The sequence below is a fragment of the Halolamina salifodinae genome (assembly GCF_017874235.1).
In the GTDB taxonomy this organism is placed as follows: Archaea; Halobacteriota; Halobacteria; order Halobacteriales; family Haloferacaceae; genus Halolamina; species Halolamina salifodinae.
Map to the genome: position 1 here is coordinate 234825 of NZ_JAGGLC010000002.1, position 15289 is coordinate 250113.

Here is a 15289-nt window from a genome sequence, read left to right on the forward strand (position 1 = left end):
CGACGGCGTCCGGGTACGGCTGGGGAGACACAGGCGAACGGAGCACCGCTTCGTGCGGGTAGCTGTCACTCCTCGTGGAACCGCGTGACGCGGGTCGACCGACTCGAAGGGCATTTATTCCCCAAGGTAATTCGAATAGACAGACGAATGAGTTCAGGGAATACTCGGAACGAGATGGATAGCTCGTCACAGGCTGATCCGACGCTGGAGCAGGCGCTCGTGCCGACGCTCGGCGTCGTCGCCTTCCTGGCTATCGGCTCCGGGGTACTGGGGATGTCGCCCCACGCGCCGCTGCTCTGGAGCGTCGTACTGGCCGGCCTCGTGGGCCGGTTCTGGATGGGCCTTGACTACAGCGAGATCTCCGGCGGCGTCGAACACGGCGTCAAGATGGGGCTGCAGGCCATCCTCATCCTGTTCACCATCTACGCGCTCATTTCCACGTGGATCTCCGCGGGGACGATCCCGGGGCTGATGTACTACGGGCTTGGGATCCTCTCGCCCAAGACGTTCCTGCCCGCGACAGCGCTGCTCGCGGCGGTCGTCGCGTTCTCCATCGGCTCCTCGTGGACTACCGCGGGGACGCTGGGCGTCGCCTTCGCCGGGATCGGTTCCGGGCTCGGGATTCCCGTGCCGATGACCGCGGGCGCGGTGCTTTCCGGTGCCTACGCCGGCGACAAGCAGTCGCCGCTGTCGGACACCACCAACCTCGCGGCGGCGGTGACCGAAACCGACCTCTACGACCACATCCTCTCGATGCGACTGGGGACCGCCATCGCGTTCGGACTCTCGGTCGTGCTCTACGCGGTGCTGGGTCTCGGCGCCGCCGGCGCCATCCCGGTCGGTCGCGTCGCCGAGATCCGCGGCGCGCTCGCGGGCACGTACGAACTCGGCCCGCTGGTGTTCGTCCCGCTGCTGGTCACGTTCGTGCTGGCGATCCGCGGCATCCCCGCGCTCGCCTCGCTCGTCGCGGGCGTGTTCGCCGGCGTCGGCACCACGGTGCTGGTGCAGGGTCGACCGTTCTCCGACTCGTGGGCGGTGTTCCTCAACGGTACCGCGCCGGAGACCGGCGTCACGCTGGTCACGGACCTGCTCGCCAGCGGCGGGCTGGCGGGCTCGGCGTGGACGATCTCGGTCGTCGTGCTCGCGCTCTCGCTGGGTGGGCTGCTCGACCGTCTCGGGGTGCTCTCGACGCTCGCCTCCAGCCTTACCGGCGCAATCACGGGCCAGCGAAGCCTCGTGGTCGGGACGGGGATTTCGGCCTTTTTCGTCAACGCGTTCTCCGCCCAGCAGTACATGAGCATCGTCGTCCCCGGAATGACGCTGCGGGAACTGTTCGACGAGCACGACCTCGACAGCTCGGTGCTCTCCCGGTCCATCGAAGCGGTCGGGACGCCGACGGGCGCGTTGCTGCCGTGGCACGCCGGCGGCGTGTTCATGGCCGGCGTGTTCGGCCTGCAAGGACAGACCTCGCTGTTCATCCTCACCGAATACGCCCAGTACTACTTCTTCGCGTTCCTCTCGCCGGCCGTGCTGGTGGTGCTGACCCTCGCCGGTATCGGCCTGAACTCGGAGCCACCCCGCGGGGGCGACGAAAACGCGACCGCCAACTAACCCACCCGACCTTTCTTCAGTAATCGGGCGACCACACCCCGCGTGCGCTGAGAACCGCCGCAGGGTGAACTGACCCAGCGCGACACAGCACCCTGCGTAGCGACCGTGTCGCCTGTTCGCCAGCGCGATCAGCGACCGCTCAGTCCCAGAGTCGGTCGTCGAACGCCGCCCCGACGTTCCCTAGCCCGTCGGGGACGGTGATTCGCCCGTCGACGACCGGTACCAGATCCGGCCCGAGATCCGAGGCGAGCAGGTCGCCGGTCGCGACCCCACAGGCCCGCACGTCCGGGATGGCGGCGGCGACGTGGACCGCACCCGCCCGAGCGACGGCGCCGTCGATTGTCGTGGTCACGACGGGGTCGACGCCCGCGTCAGTCAGCCGTCGGGCAGCGTCGATGGCGACATCCGGCCCGCCGAGCGCCATCGGCTTCAGCACGGCCACGTCGGCCGCGCCGGCGTCGAGTACGGCGTCGATGCCGCGCTCCCCGACCGACTCGTCGACCGCGATGTCGACGCCCCGGCCGCACAGGTCGGCCAGTCCCGCCAGCGAGTCCGCGGGGAGTGGCTGCTCGACGTGCTCGACGTCCAGCGACGCGAACGCGTCGACTGCCTCCTCGGCAGTCTGCCAGTCCCACGTGCCGTTGGCGTCGACGCGGATCGCGGCGTCGACGGCCTCTCGAACCGCCCGGACGCGGTCGATATCCGCCTCGACCGACCGCACGCCGACTTTGAGCTTCACCGTCTCGAAGCCGGAATCGACGGCCTCGCGGGCAGCCGCGGCGGTCTCCTCGACGTCCCCGTCGCCGACGGTGGCGTTGACCGGCACCGACTCGGCCGGTTTGGGGAAGTCGCCACGCTCGGCGAGCAGCGCCGCAAGTGGACAGTTCTGATCCCGAGATTCGGCGTCCAGCACTGCGAGCCGGTAGCCGTGCCTCGCGGCTGGCGTCGACGAGCGCTCTTCGGGGTCAGCGTCGACACGCTGCCACGCCTCGGGTGGATCGCGTAGCGCGGCCTCGCAGGCGTCGAGGCTCTCGGTCCAGCCCAGCAGCGGCGTCGCTTCGCCGACGCCGCGGACGCACTCGCCCACGAGTGACTGCTCCACTCCGACGAGGAAGCCGCGGCGCTCCTCGATGGTACCGTCGGCGGTCGAGAGCGGCCGTTCGAGGTCGAGGGCGAAGGGGTCCAGCAGCGGGCTCATCCGAGGATCAGGCCGGCGGTGAACAGCACCGCGTAGAGCGCGAGCAGTTGGCCAGTGCGTTCCAGCGCGGGGTTGAGTGCCTCGCCGCTCGTCTCGGTCAGCACCGTCCGGGCGACAACGGCGGCAAACGGGAGCGAAAGCAGCGGCAGCAGAATCGCCGGGCCGAACTCGCCGAGGAACAGCCAGAGCGGGACTGCGTAGGCGAGTCCCAGCATCGCCACGTACTCGGCCCGGCAGACGCCGTAGCCGAAGCGCACGGCGAGCGTGCGCTTGCCCGTCTTGGTGTCCTCCTCCTTGTCCCGGACGTTGTTCACGACCAGGACGTTGGTGGTGAGTCCCGCCATCGGGAGGCTGGCCAGCAGCGCGAGTGTCGGGACGGTTCCCTCGGGAAGTCCCATCGGGACACCGGCGACGGCAGCGGCAGCCTGCACGTAAACGGTCCCAGTGACGGCGACGAGGCCGAAGAAGACGAACACGAACAGATCGCCGAGGCCGTGGTAGCCCAGCGGGTAGGGGCCGCCGGTGTAGGCGATGCCCGAAGCGACTGAGAGCAGGCCGATCACGAGGATCGGGACGCCGCCAACGTAGACCAGATACGTCCCGGTCAGGATGGCCGCGGCGAAGGTGAGCCACATCGCGCGCTTGACTGCTGCTGGTTCGATGATCCCGCCGGCAGTGACGCGGGTGAACCCTTCGCGTTCCTCGGTGTCGGCGCCCTGCACGGCGTCGTAGTAGTCGTTCGCGAAGTTGGTGCCGATCTGGATCAGGATCGCCCCCAGCAGGGCTGCGGCGGCCGGCAGCGGCGCGAACAGCCCCTCGTGGACGGCGACGCCGACGCCGATCAGTACCGGCGATATCGCCGCCGGCATCGTCTGGGGCCGGGCGGCCATCACCCATGCACGCCGCCGGGAGATGTCGGCCTGATTCGTCTCCGTACTCATTGCCGGAAGGTGGGGCGGGCGGGCCATGAAGGGTAGGTTCTCGGCCGGGGGGAGTCCCGTGGTCGAGACCGCCACGGACGGGAGAGCTTTACGCTCCCCATGTGACGGTGTCGTATGGCACGCATTCCGTACCTCGACCCGGAGGACCTCCCCGAGGAGTACCGCGATCTCGTTATCTCGAAGCTACAGGGCAAACCGGTGAACGTCTACGCTGCCATCGGCAACAACCCCGAGGTGCTGGCGGGGACCCGCGCGTTCCTCTCCTCGCTGTGGGAGTCGAGCGGCCTCGAGGACCGTGACCGCGAACTGGTGATCCTGCTGGCCGCCGCCGAGAACGACTGTCGCTACGAGTGGCACCAGCACGTCGGCATCGGCGGCGACGCCGGCGTGACGAAGGCGGAGATGGCCGCCATCGCAGACGGCGACTTCGACAGCTTCGACGTTGACGAATCGGACAGCGATTCGTCAGGCAGCCAGAACGCGGAGCGTTCTGGCGACGGCGACGATGCGCTGCTACTCTGGTACGCTACCGCCGTGTTGGACCACGACGTCGACGACGACCTCCACGACGAGTTCGTCGAGGCCTACGACGAGTCGACAGCCGTTGGCGTCGCGTCGCTGGCCAGCGGCTACACCTCGCTGGCGGGGGTGCTCGACGCCCTCGACGTGGGGCTAGAGGAGGGCGAAGAGTTCGCTGGCTGGGACCCCCGGTAGCTGAGCAGCCGTGGCTGCGGTGCGGAAATCCGTGATTGTACCGCGAGCGAGGCCGAAGGCCGAGCGAGCGGCCTTTTGATCATCGACGGGTTTTGGCGGGGGTCGAGCGCGCCTCCGGCGCGCGAGGCCCCCGTGAAAAGTGGTCGGTTAGTAGTGCCAGGGGAACTGCGAGAAGTCCGGCTCCCGGCCCTCGAGGAAGGCGTCGCGGCCTTCCTTGGCCTCGTCGGTCATGTAGCCAAGCCGGGTCGCCTCGCCGGCGAACACCTGCTGGCCCACCATCCCGTCGTCGACCATGTTGAACGCGTACTTCAGCATCCGCATCGCCGTTGGGCTCTTGCTCGTCATCGTCTCGGCCCAGCCGATGGCGATGTCCTCCAGTTCCGCGTGGGGCACCGCCTCGTTGGCCATCCCCATGTCGACCGCCTCCTGTGCGGAGTAGGTCTTCCCGAGGAAGAACACCTCACGGGCCTTCTTTTGGCCGATCTGTCGGGCCAGATACGCCGAGCCGAAGCCGCCGTCGAAGGAGGCGACGTCGGGGTCCGTCTGGAGGAACTTCGCGTGCTCCTCGCTGGCGAGTGTGAGGTCACAGACGACGTGCAGCGAGTGGCCGCCGCCGACGGCCCAGCCGGGGACGACGGCCACGACGGGCTTGGGCATGAACCGAATGAGTCGCTGGACCTCCAGAATGTGGAGCCGGCCGGCCTTCGCCGTCTTGACCGCCTCGGACTCGTCCTCAGCAGCCTCGTCCTCGCCGCGGTACTCGTAGCCCGAACCGCCGCGGACCGACTGATCGCCGCCCGAGCAGAACGCCCAGCCGCCGTCTTTCGGCGACGGGCCGTTGCCGGTCAGCAGGACGGCGCCGATGTCGGCCTGCTTGCGCGCGTGGTCGAGCGCGGCGTGGAGTTCGTCGACGGTGCCCGGCCGGAACGCGTTGCGGAGTTCGGGCCGGTCGAACGCGATGCGGACCGCCGGGACGTCGACGCCCCGGTGGTAGGTGATGTCGTCGAACTCGCCAGCGCCGTCGACCTGTTCCCAGCGCTCCGGGTCGAACAGCTCAGAGACCATGCCGGAACCCCGACGCCGGCGCGCAAAAAGCCCGCGGTCGTCGCAGGGGTTGTGGACCGTGAAGTGTGCTCAATCCGTCGATTCGCCGGCGAGTTCGTCGACGACCTGTTCGCGGAGTCGGTCGCGTATCTCGTGGGAGTCGGCGGCGTCGGTGACGACTTCGACGACCGTGGTTCCCTCGCTCGCGACGGCGGCCGAGTAGGCGTCGACGAATCCATTGCGGGACTCCACTTGCTCGTAGTCGAGGCCGTAGAGATCCGTCGAGGGCTCGAAGTCGATCCCGTGGGGCGTCTTGAACTGCCCGGTGAACGGCGGGTTGAACGACTCGATGGGCAGCATGTGGAAGATGCCGCCGCCGTCGTTGTTGATCAGCACGATGGTCGCGTCGACTTCGCACCGCGCGACCGCGAGCAGGCCGTTCATGTCGTGGTAGTACGCCAGATCGCCGATCACGAGCGTCAGGTGGTCCGTAGTCGCCGATCCGGCGCCCAGCGCCGTCGACGTGATGCCGTCGATGCCCGAAACCCCCCGGTTCCCCAGCGCCGTCACTGCATCCGGACTCGGCTGGGTGAAGCGGTCCAGATCCCGCACCGGCATCGAGTTCGAGACGAACAGCGTGGTGGGTTCGGGCGCCTCGGCGACGGCGTCGGCGACGATGCCACCCTCGAACAGGTCCTCGTGGGCGTCGACGGCGTCCCAGTGGGTCTGCTCGGCATCAGCCCACAACGCCCGCCAGTCCGCGGAATCTGGGCCAGTGACCACTCGCGAGAGTGCTTCCGACAGCCGCGAGGGGTCGGCGACGACGAGGTCGCTGGCTGTGAACTCCGCCTCGCGCCACTTCCCGGCGGGGTCGACGACCATCTGCTGGGCGCCGATCCGGGCGAGGTACTTCCGGAGCGGTTTCGAGGTGGGCGAGGCGCCGACCCGCAGGACTGCCTCGGGATCGGGCCAGTCGCTCGTGACCGCCTCGTCGAGATAGGCGTCGTAGCCCCCGAGGACAGGTGCAACGCGGGTGTGGCCACCGAAGCGCAGGCCGGAGAGTGGGTCCGCGAGGATCGGGAACCCGGTCGCGTGGGCGAGCGCGACGACCGCCTCCGGGTCGACCTCGTGGGGGTCGGCGGGGCCGGCGACGATCAGGCCGCGCTCGACGCCGAGGTCCTCGGCGACCGCGCGGATCTCGTGGTCGGGGAGTTCGGGCGTCCCTTGTCGGCGCTCGACGAACGCGGGCACCGAGGATCCCTGCCCGACGCCTCCGGCCCCGCCGGCTGGAGCCGCGCTCCCGTCGCTCTCCCGGCCCTCAGCAGCCAGCGTTTCGAGGTCCTCGGGCACGTCTTCGGGCACCTCGACCGGTTCGAGCGGCTTGCGGAACGGGCAGTTGAGGTGAACCGGGCCAGGGTCGGTCCCCTCGGCCTCGGCCAGCGCGCGGGTGACGGTCGTGCGGAGCGAGCGGAGTTTCCGGGCTTCGGCCTCCGGTTCGGGGAGGTCCTTATACCACCGGACGGCATCGCCGTACAGTTTCTCCTGGTCGGCGGTTTGGTTCGCGCCGGAGTCCCGGAGCTCCGGGGGGCGGTCGGCGGTGAGTGCGAGCAGGGGGACACGGGACTGGTCGGCTTCGAGGATCGCTGGGTGGTAGTTCGCGGCGGCGGTGCCGGAGGTACAGACCAGCGGCGTGACCTCGCCGGTCCGGCGGGCGCGACCCAGTGCGAAGTAGGCGGCGGCGCGCTCGTCGAGGTGGGAGAACACGCGGATCTCCTCGTGTTCGGCAAACGCCACCGTCAGCGGCGTGGAGCGCGACCCCGGCGAGACACAGGCCGCGGTGACGCCGTTGCGGGCGAGTTCGTCGACCAGCGCCCGGGCCCAGAGCGTGTTCCGGTTCGGTGCGGTCATTACCGGACTGTCGCGGTCGGGGCTGTTGGTTCCTGCGTTCGCGGCCGGCGACTCCGGTGATGCCGCAGACCGGAGAAAGCGACGACGAAGTCGGGCGAATCTCGAGGGTGTCGCCCGGCGCCGCGGCGGTTCCGTAGCGACTTTACCCGTGCCCCTTGCACCTCCGGCCATGACCCACCGCATCGTCGTCGTCGGCGCGGGCTACGCGGGCACGGGAACCGTAGACGCGCTCAAAGAGGAGGTCCCGCGGGCGGACCTCGCGGAGGACGTTGAACTCGTCTGGATCAACGAAGAGGACTACCACCTCGTGCTCCACGAGTCCCATCGCGTCATCCGGGACCCCAGCGTGGCCTCGAAGATCACTATCCCCTGCGAGTCGCTGCTCCCCGAGTGGGGGGAGTTCCGGCAGGGCCGCGCCGTCGGCGTCGACACCGACGAGCAGTCGGTCGAACTCGACGGCGGGGAGACGGTCGACTACGACCACCTCCTGCTGGGGATCGGGAGCGCTACCGCCTTCTACGGCATCGACGGCCTGCGCGAGCACTCGCTCACACTGAAGGGGCTGGCAGACGCCCGCGAGATTCACCAGTCGGTGAAGGAGGCCGCCGCGGACGCCTCCATCGCCGACCCCGCGCAGGTGATCGTCGGCGGCGCCGGCCTCTCCGGCATTCAGGCGGCCGGCGAGATTGCGGCCTACCGTGACGAACACGACGCCGACATCGACGTCCACCTCGTCGAGGGCCTCGACGAAGTGTTCCCCGGCAACGACGACGAGGTCCAGCAGGCGATCCGGACGCGACTGGAGGACGCCGAGATCAACATCGAGTGCGGGGAGTTCATCTCGAAAGTCGACGAGGAGACGGTGTACCTCGGCGGCGGCGAGGACGAGGAGCCCGACGAGATGCCCTACGACGTGCTGGTCTGGACCGGCGGCATCACCGGGCAGGAGGAACTGGAGAACACGGACCTGGACAAAGACGAGCGCTCGCGGCGCGTGTTCGCGGCCCAGGACTTCCGGACCAGCGACGACCGCGTGTTCGCCATTGGCGACACGGCGCTAATCGATCAGGGCGAGGACAACGTCGCGCCGCCGACGGCCGTTGCCGCGTGGACCGCCGCCGAAGTGGCCGGCGAGAACCTCGTGAAGGCCGTGCAGGGGAAGGACCTCTCGGAGTGGACCTTCGAGAACAAGGGGACGCTCATCTCCGTCGGCGACGAGGCCGTCGCCCACGACATCGAGGCGCTGCCGTTCGGGACGTTCGGCGGCACCGGCGCGAAGTTCCTGAAGAAGGCGGCTGCGGTGCGCTGGATCGCGTCCATCTCCTCGTTCGGCCGAGGGATGTCTGCTTGGTCCGATATGTGACGTAGTCGGCGTCAACGCAAGGACGCTGACGGCGCCGATCCGACTGCACCGCACTGCACCGACTACTCTAACCCGAATTTTTCGAACTCGATCCACCCAGTCAGCCACAGCACCGCGAGGACGAGCAGTAGCGCGCCGACGTAGGTGAGCAGGACGACCTGCAACAGGCTGTCCGTCGTCCCGACCATCGAGAGGTCGCCGTCGTCGAGATAGCGAAGCAGATCGGTGACGGCGACGACGAGCAGCAGTATCCCTGCTGTCAACAGGCCGCTGATCGCGCCGACGGCACCGAGGCCGACCGTCCGGTTCTCTGTGGAGGGCATCGCCGGGATTTGCAGCAGGGAGTGCTTAGTTCCACCGGGCATCCATCGGGTGCGGACCGCAACCGTTTCTACCCGCAGTCGTCCATCTCCCGACATGACCGATCCGAACATTCTCCTCACGAACGACGACGTCACCAGAACGCTCCGTGTTCTGGTTGGCTAACGAGAGCTTCGCTCTCGTGAACGGGATCGACGCGCCGGGTCTCGCCTCACTCCGCGAGGAACTCACGGCCGTCGGTGACGTGACCGTCGTCGCGCCCCACGAGAACCAGAGCGGCGTCGGCCGCGCCCGGAACACCACGGCCGTCCGGCACGAGCACCCGTGGGGCTACTCGCTGGAAGGCACGCTCGCGGACGGTCAACCACGGCCACGCCGAGAGCGAGTCGCTGGTCGGCGTCGTGGAGAGCCTCGACGCGGAGTGGCCGAAAAACAGCCGTATTCGAACGGGAAATCCCGTTCGTTACTCGTCGTCGTCCTCGCCGTCGTCGCTGTCGCGAAGCTTCTTGGCCGCGTAGCCGCCGACGCCGGCAGCACCCGCACCGACGCCGAGCCCCGGCCCGTCGGTGCTAGTGGTCTCGGTAGCGGTCTCGGTGTCGGCCGCGGCCTCGGTAGCCGTCTCCGTTTCCGTCTCGGTCACCGTCTCAGTCGCCTGCTGTACGTCCGCTTCGAGGCTGTAGACGACGACCTTCGAGTCAGCGGCGATGCCGACGTACTGCTTGCCGGTCTCGGGATCGTCCCACGAGATGGGCGTCGACGTGATCGACTGCCCCTCGATCTGGTCGCTCCAGAGCAGGTCGCCCGACTCGTCGTCGAGCGCCGCGAGGTGGCCGCCACGCGACGGCGCGAACACGAGGCCGCCCGCCGTCGCCGTCGGCGAGGGCGTGAAGCTCACGAACTCCTCGAGTTCGGCGAAGTCGAACTTCCACGCGATCTCGCCGGTGTTGATGTCGATGGCGACGACTTGCGAGGACTGCTTGTCGTCCGGGACGCCGACGGCGCCACCGTGGGCCGCCTCGCCGACACCCTCCTCCCAGGTCACGTCACCGATGTAGTCGCCCTCGGCGCCGTAGACGGTCATCCCCATGTCCTGTCCGGAGACGTAACGGTAGTTCGTCCGGGGACTGTAGGCGTCCGGGAGCCATTCGGTCCCGCCGGTGGTGCCGGGGAAGCTGTCGCCGGCGTTCTCCTTGCCGATGGGAACCATGTTCAGGAACTCCGAGTCGGGCCAGGAGCCGTAGCGGTGCTCCTGCTTGCCGACCGGCTCACTGCGCTGGAGCAGCTTCCCGTCCTCGATGTCGAGGACGTACGCCCAGCCCTCCTTGGTGTTGGCCATCACGGCGCGGCGCTCCTCGCCGGCGATGGTCACGTCGGCGACCTGCGAGATCGAGCCGGCGTCGTAGTCCCAGAGTTCGTGGGCCAGTAGCTGCTTGGACCACTTCATCTCGCCGTCGAAGTCGAACGCGAGCACCGACACCGAGTGCTTGTTCGGGCCCGGCCGGTGCGAGGAGTTGTACCAGCCGGCGGGGTCGCCGGTGTTGAACAGCACGGTCTCGGACACCGGATCGATCGTCGCGTTCATCCAGTTGACCGAGTTGCCGTACGCCCACGTGTCCTCGATCCACTCCTCCGGCGGGACGAGCGTCTCGCGCCAGAGCACCTCGCCGGTCTCGGCGTCGAACGCCTGCACCCAGCCCCAGCGGACCTGGTTGGTGACGACGCCGGTGAAGATCTTGCCGTCGTAGGCCATCGGCGCCTGCGTCAGGCCGGCGACCTGCGGCGGATAGTCGGATAGCTCCTCGGGAAGCTCCTCCTCGGGCCAGATGAGGTCGGTCTCCCACTGGAACTCGCCGGTGTATCGGTCGAGCGCGATCAGGCGGTCGGAGTCGCCCTCACCCCATGCGCTGGTGACGACCAGATCGCCGTAGACGGCGAACCCACGGTTGTTCCACGGGAACACCGTCGGGGACTGCTCGCCATCGGCTGCGTACTCCCAGTAGAGGTCGCCCGTGCGGGCGTCGACGGCCTTCATTTTGTTGTTCTGCTGGGTGAAGTACATCACCGCGGACTCGCCCTCGCCGCCGGGGACGACGATGGGCGTCGTCTGCATCCCGGAGGTGTCGGTGTCGACGACGTACTCCCGCTCGAGGTCGGTGACGTTCTCGGTCGTGATGCGGTCGGCCGGCGAGTAGCCGGTCTGTTCGAGCCCCTTGTTGTAGGCCAGCCACGACTCGGCGCTGTCGACATCGGCGACGAGGTCGTCGTCGGTGACGGCCGAGCCGGGCGCCTCCTGTTCGAGCGTGACGTTCTCCACGGCGGAGACGGCGCCGGTGTCGACGCTCTCGGATCGCTCCTCGGGGTCCAGTTCACCCGCGCCCTCGAGGGCGGCGGCGTCTCGTGCGCTCAGCGAGTTCGTCTCGGGTTCGTTCTGTTCGGACATCAGTTGTCACCTGCCGCGCGCGGCGCGCGCATCTCTTCGGTCACCCAGTACACGTCCTGCGTGATCAGCCCCTGTGCGGTCGCCTGCACCGCGAAGCTGACCGTCAGCAGCGAAGCGAGTTCGGCGTCCGAGAGCGCGCCCGCGCCCTCGCCGATGACCCGCGCGGCCTCGCTCATCAGGTGGAGGCCCGCCGCCATCGTCTCGCCGTGCCAGGCGGCGTCGGCGTGGATCTCCTCGGTCAGGATGAGTTCGTTCTGGTAGAGGTACTCGTCGATGTCCTCCAGCCAGAGCAGCGCGCCACCTGCGGCGGCCTGCGGCGCCGTCGGGAACGCGTCGCTGGGTGCCGAGACACCGCCGGGGACCTCCTCGGTGGCGACCCAGTGGTAGTTCTGAAGCTGCTCGGCGTTGCCAATCACGGTCGCGAGCAGGTCCACACCCTGGTAGTTGCCCAGACCGAACTCCTCAACCATGCTCACAAGCTGGTCGGAGGCGACGAACGTCTCCATTGCCGCGCCGAGCGTGTCGGCGTCGAACGCGGGAAGCTGTTCGTCGGCGCTCGCGTAGAACCCCACATCGCGCAGATGCTCGTACACCGGCCATCCGGCGTCGGCGACGGCCGCGAACGCCTCACGGGGCGCTTCCGAGGGGAGGCCACGCTCGACGGTCGCCACCATCTCCTCGGACGACGTCGTCAGCGCCGCCTGCTGCTCGGCGACGAGATCGGCGTCGATAGCGCCGCTCAGGTCGGATCGGATCGCCTGGCCGACCGGCGCGAGCTCTTCAGCCGCGCCGAGGCTCGCCGTCGACCCGAGCTCTTCGAGCCCGAGCCCGCCGGCGGCGATCGAGCCGCTGACACCCAACACTTTGAGGAACTCGCGACGGTCCTCGTCGCTCACAGTCGTCCGCTCGCCGTATCCTTCTACCATCGAAAACTAAATGATCGTTTGTTTGGTAAAAGGGCCACGGATAGCTACACAGTTTTCCGATTAGTACTGTATCACAATCGACAGGAGTCATCGACGGAACTGCTCGAACACGCCGCCTGCGACGCCCACGGACCGCCCTTGGCGCTCGGGCCCGCCATACTTCTCCTCGGCCACGCGGACGCCGACGGCGACGCTCCCGGCCGCGAGCAGCGCCCCGAACAACACGTCCGTCAGCCAGTGGATCCCCAGATACATCGTCGCCACCGCGATGGAGGCGGCGCCGATGCCGGCGATGGGGAGCCAGCCGGGGGCGACCGCCCGGTAGCGCGCGGCGAGCAGCGCCACCGTCACCGACAGCGAGGTGTGCAGCGACGGGAAGACGTTCGTGTTCTCGTTGACCCGACTCGTGAGGAACTGCACCTCGGGCCAGTTGGTAAACAGCAGCGACTCCACCGCGCCGGGCATGAAGTTCCGCGGGCCGTACGCGACGAACGCGACGTAACAGAGGAAGCCGACGCCGTAGTTAAGCGCGTAGGCGACCAGCGTCGCCAGCAGCGGCCGGGGCTCCTCGTGGACCGCATAGACGACGACCGGGAACGTCAGCAGGAACACGTAGCCGAACACGTAGACGAAGCTGAAGTACGCCGTCAGCTCCGGGGTCGCGAACGACTGCAGGTCGGCGACGAAGCCGCCCTCGATGGCGTGAATCGCGCCCGTGACGTTCACGCCGATGATCCAGGAGAGTTCGACGCCCACGTCCCGGACGGCGCCGTTGGCCACGAGCAGCGCCCCGAGCGTCGCCGCGGTCGGGCCGACCGAGCGGACGTTCCGCCGGAGCGACCCGCGCCATAGCGGCGCCCCCGAGTATCGCCGGACCGCGAACAGCCCCACGATATGGAGCACAGCCACGACGGCCACGACGTGGGTGAGTACGTCGAGGAGACTCACGGGCCACCCCCGACGAGCGTGCCGTCCTCGTACTGGTAGCCGGCCTCGCGGAACGCCTCGCGTGCGGCCGAAACATCGAGGGTCCCTTCCTCGCCGAAGAAGGGGACGACGGGGTTCTCGTCGCGCCACATCAGGTCGTTGGGGTACCAGTCCGTCTCGTGCAGCGGGCCGACCGCGGCGTGTGCGTAGCCGTCGAGCACGTCGTCGCCGAGGAACGGTTCGTCGACGAGGCGCGCGAGCGTGTTCCGGACTCGGGGGTTGTCGAGATGGGGCTCACGGGTGTTGTAGCCGAGCACGTACGGCCGGTCGGACCGCTCGACGAGCAGTTCCGTCCCCGTCGCCCGCCCGATTCGGGGGACCGTCTCCGCGCCGACGGCAGTGCCGGTCACGTCGGCGTCGCCATCGACGACCGTCTCGACGGCGGTCACGCCGGAGCCGACGACCGATATCGACAGTTCGTCGATGGCCGCCCGGCCCACCCAGTCAGGGAGTCCCGTCCCTTCGCGGGTCGAGAAGTGGTCCTCAGTCCGACGGAGGACGAGGCGTTCACGGGGGCTGTTCCGGACGAACTCGAACGGGCCGCTCCCGACCGGCGGGATGTTGTTCGTCACCAGCGCCTCCGTCACGCCGCCCAGCGAGATGCCGCCGATGGCGGCGTCGTCGGTGCGCTCGCGCCAGACGTGCTCCGGCAGGATCGGAACCGTCAGCGCGCGCGCCGCGACCGACGGGTCGGCATCCTCGAACGTGAACTCGACCCGGCGCTCCTCGACGGCCTCGGCGTCGGCGACGAGCGTGCTCCGACTGCGGAACTGCGGCGACGGGACCCCGACGCTCGAGTCGTCGTCGCTCAGGCTGGTGTCGGCCAGCAGGTCGTAGGTGAACGCCACGTCCGCGGCAGTCACTGGTTCGCCGTCGTGCCAGTCGACGTCCTCGCGTAGTTCGACCTGCGCGGTCGGGGGCGACTCCGCGGAGAGCGAGACCGAGGAGGCGAGCCACGGTGTCGTTTCGCCGTCGATCTCCCGGGTGAGCGGGTCGTACAGCAACCCCGTCAGCACGCCGCTGCGCCGGAACTCGACGGAAAGCGGGTTCAGGTTCGTCGTGCCGCGCCGGTCGGTGCCGACGACCCGCAGCGTCGACGGCTCCTCGGCGTCCTGCGGTCGTTCCAGCCGGAGGTAGCCGAGCGGCGAGCGGAGTTCCACTTCCTGCCAGTTCGGGTGGGCATCGGTCCGGGCCGCGCGCACGTCGTCGGGCACCGTAAGCAGTGTGAACGGCTGGGTCCGGGCGATGGTTCGCTGAATCGACGCGAGCGCCTCCCAGCGGTCCTGCCCGTCGGTCGTGCGCTGGCGATCCAGCGCCTCGTCGACCTCGAGGTTGGCGTAGCCGAATGGGTTCTGCCAGCCCGGCGCGTCGGCGAACCGGGAGTGCAGCAGCGTCCGCAGTGCGTCAGGGTCGCGGAACCGCTCCGGGAGTCGCATCACGAACATGTCGAACTCCGTGCGGAGCAGACACTCCCGCAGGAGCTCCTGTTCGGCCATCGGGAGCACGTCGACGTCGATGCCGGCCTTGCGGAACCACGCGGCGACGCGCCGCGCGAGCGCCAGCGCGTACGGGTCGGCGTCGGTCGGGAGGGTCTTGATCCGGAGCGAGATCGGCTGAGAGGACTCCCAGCCCGTGAGGTTGCGGGCGCGGCGGAGACAGCCGCTCCCGGCGACGACAGCGGCGCTACCGAGCGCAGCGAGCACCGACCGGCGGCTTGGCTTCGACGCCGCTCGATTCATACGTCCATCTACTGTGCAGTGCGCGAACAAATGGGTTATGACTGACAGAGTGGCCGAGGGCGAACGCGTGTCAACGGACAAGCTTTAGAGTCGAGCC

Annotated in this window: 12 protein-coding genes and 1 pseudogene; 4 read left to right on the plus strand and 9 right to left on the minus strand. The window is 68.8% G+C overall.

Going from position 1 to position 15289, the window contains the following annotated elements; genetic code table 11:
• Positions 1–174: 174 nt before the first annotated feature.
• Complete coding sequence (gene arcD / locus J2753_RS05670) at positions 175–1611, plus strand: arginine/ornithine antiporter ArcD (protein ID WP_245334490.1); 1437 nt, start codon at positions 175–177, stop codon at positions 1609–1611.
• Between the two features lie 139 nt (positions 1612–1750).
• Here arcD and J2753_RS05675 read toward each other — a convergent pair whose 3' ends face one another.
• Positions 1751–2809, minus strand: coding sequence for a mandelate racemase/muconate lactonizing enzyme family protein (locus J2753_RS05675; RefSeq protein ID WP_209490957.1), 1059 nt, complete (start codon positions 2807–2809; stop codon positions 1751–1753).
• Entirely contained in the window at positions 2806–3750 is a 945-nt protein-coding gene (locus J2753_RS05680) for a 1,4-dihydroxy-2-naphthoate polyprenyltransferase (RefSeq protein ID WP_209490958.1), read from the minus strand. The genes J2753_RS05675 and J2753_RS05680 overlap by 4 nt, the downstream gene beginning before the upstream one ends.
• Before the next feature lie 114 nt (positions 3751–3864).
• Here J2753_RS05680 and J2753_RS05685 point away from each other — a divergent pair, with 114 nt between their 5' ends.
• On the plus strand, positions 3865–4464 hold the full coding sequence (locus J2753_RS05685; protein WP_209490959.1) for a carboxymuconolactone decarboxylase family protein: 600 nt from the start codon (positions 3865–3867) through the stop codon (positions 4462–4464).
• A gap of 147 nt (positions 4465–4611) precedes the next feature.
• Here J2753_RS05685 and J2753_RS05690 read toward each other — a convergent pair whose 3' ends face one another.
• Positions 4612–5529, minus strand: coding sequence for a 1,4-dihydroxy-2-naphthoyl-CoA synthase (locus J2753_RS05690; protein ID WP_209490960.1), 918 nt, complete (start codon positions 5527–5529; stop codon positions 4612–4614).
• Positions 5530–5598: 69 nt separating this feature from the next.
• Positions 5599–7416, minus strand: a complete 1818-nt coding sequence (menD, locus tag J2753_RS05695) for a 2-succinyl-5-enolpyruvyl-6-hydroxy-3-cyclohexene-1-carboxylic-acid synthase (RefSeq protein WP_209490961.1) — start codon at positions 7414–7416, stop codon at positions 5599–5601.
• Between the two features lie 169 nt (positions 7417–7585).
• On the opposite strand from menD, the gene J2753_RS05700 reads away from it, so the two are divergent.
• On the plus strand, positions 7586–8779 hold the full coding sequence (locus J2753_RS05700) for an NAD(P)/FAD-dependent oxidoreductase (RefSeq protein ID WP_209490962.1): 1194 nt from the start codon (positions 7586–7588) through the stop codon (positions 8777–8779).
• Positions 8780–8841: 62 nt separating this feature from the next.
• Here J2753_RS05700 and J2753_RS05705 read toward each other — a convergent pair whose 3' ends face one another.
• A complete protein-coding gene (locus J2753_RS05705) occupies positions 8842–9102 on the minus strand; it encodes a hypothetical protein (protein ID WP_209490963.1) in 261 nt (86 codons plus the stop codon).
• A gap of 146 nt (positions 9103–9248) precedes the next feature.
• On the opposite strand from J2753_RS05705, the pseudogene J2753_RS05710 reads away from it, so the two are divergent.
• Positions 9249–9458, plus strand: a pseudogene (locus J2753_RS05710) (5'/3'-nucleotidase SurE); the annotation flags it as partial.
• Between the two features lie 105 nt (positions 9459–9563).
• Here the strand turns inward: J2753_RS05710 and J2753_RS05715 are convergent.
• The 4 genes from J2753_RS05715 to J2753_RS05730 all read right to left on the minus strand — a co-directional run bounded on the left by J2753_RS05715 (position 9564) and on the right by J2753_RS05730 (position 15192).
• Entirely contained in the window at positions 9564–11540 is a 1977-nt protein-coding gene (locus tag J2753_RS05715) for an outer membrane protein assembly factor BamB family protein (protein ID WP_209490964.1), read from the minus strand.
• Positions 11540–12466 carry a hypothetical protein gene (locus J2753_RS05720; RefSeq protein ID WP_209490965.1) on the minus strand — a complete coding sequence of 309 codons (927 nt, stop codon included), beginning with the start codon at positions 12464–12466 and terminating at the stop codon, positions 11540–11542. The genes J2753_RS05715 and J2753_RS05720 overlap by 1 nt, the downstream gene beginning before the upstream one ends.
• Positions 12467–12553: 87 nt before the next feature.
• Positions 12554–13414, minus strand: coding sequence for a phosphatase PAP2 family protein (locus J2753_RS14370; protein ID WP_209490966.1), 861 nt, complete (start codon positions 13412–13414; stop codon positions 12554–12556).
• A complete protein-coding gene (locus J2753_RS05730; RefSeq protein WP_209490967.1) occupies positions 13411–15192 on the minus strand; it encodes an ABC transporter substrate-binding protein in 1782 nt (593 codons plus the stop codon). The genes J2753_RS14370 and J2753_RS05730 overlap by 4 nt, the downstream gene beginning before the upstream one ends.
• Positions 15193–15289 lie beyond the last annotated feature (97 nt).

Excerpts from the sequence above, each read along its gene's own strand:
- J2753_RS05730 (WP_209490967.1), bottom strand. The coding sequence starts at position 15,192 with ATGAATCGAGCGGCGTCGAAGCCAAGCCGCCGGTCGGTGCTCGCTGCG.
- menD (WP_209490961.1), bottom strand. The coding sequence starts at position 7,416 with ATGACCGCACCGAACCGGAACACGCTCTGGGCCCGGGCGCTGGTCGAC.
- J2753_RS05715 (WP_209490964.1), bottom strand. The coding sequence starts at position 11,540 with ATGTCCGAACAGAACGAACCCGAGACGAACTCGCTGAGCGCACGAGAC.
- J2753_RS05700 (WP_209490962.1), top strand. The coding sequence starts at position 7,586 with ATGACCCACCGCATCGTCGTCGTCGGCGCGGGCTACGCGGGCACGGGA.
- J2753_RS05680 (WP_209490958.1), bottom strand. The coding sequence starts at position 3,750 with ATGAGTACGGAGACGAATCAGGCCGACATCTCCCGGCGGCGTGCATGG.
- J2753_RS05690 (WP_209490960.1), bottom strand. The coding sequence starts at position 5,529 with ATGGTCTCTGAGCTGTTCGACCCGGAGCGCTGGGAACAGGTCGACGGC.
- J2753_RS05685 (WP_209490959.1), top strand. The coding sequence starts at position 3,865 with ATGGCACGCATTCCGTACCTCGACCCGGAGGACCTCCCCGAGGAGTAC.
- J2753_RS05720 (WP_209490965.1), bottom strand. The coding sequence starts at position 12,466 with ATGGTAGAAGGATACGGCGAGCGGACGACTGTGAGCGACGAGGACCGT.
- arcD (WP_245334490.1), top strand. The coding sequence starts at position 175 with ATGGATAGCTCGTCACAGGCTGATCCGACGCTGGAGCAGGCGCTCGTG.
- J2753_RS05675 (WP_209490957.1), bottom strand. The coding sequence starts at position 2,809 with ATGAGCCCGCTGCTGGACCCCTTCGCCCTCGACCTCGAACGGCCGCTC.
- J2753_RS05705 (WP_209490963.1), bottom strand. The coding sequence starts at position 9,102 with ATGCCCTCCACAGAGAACCGGACGGTCGGCCTCGGTGCCGTCGGCGCG.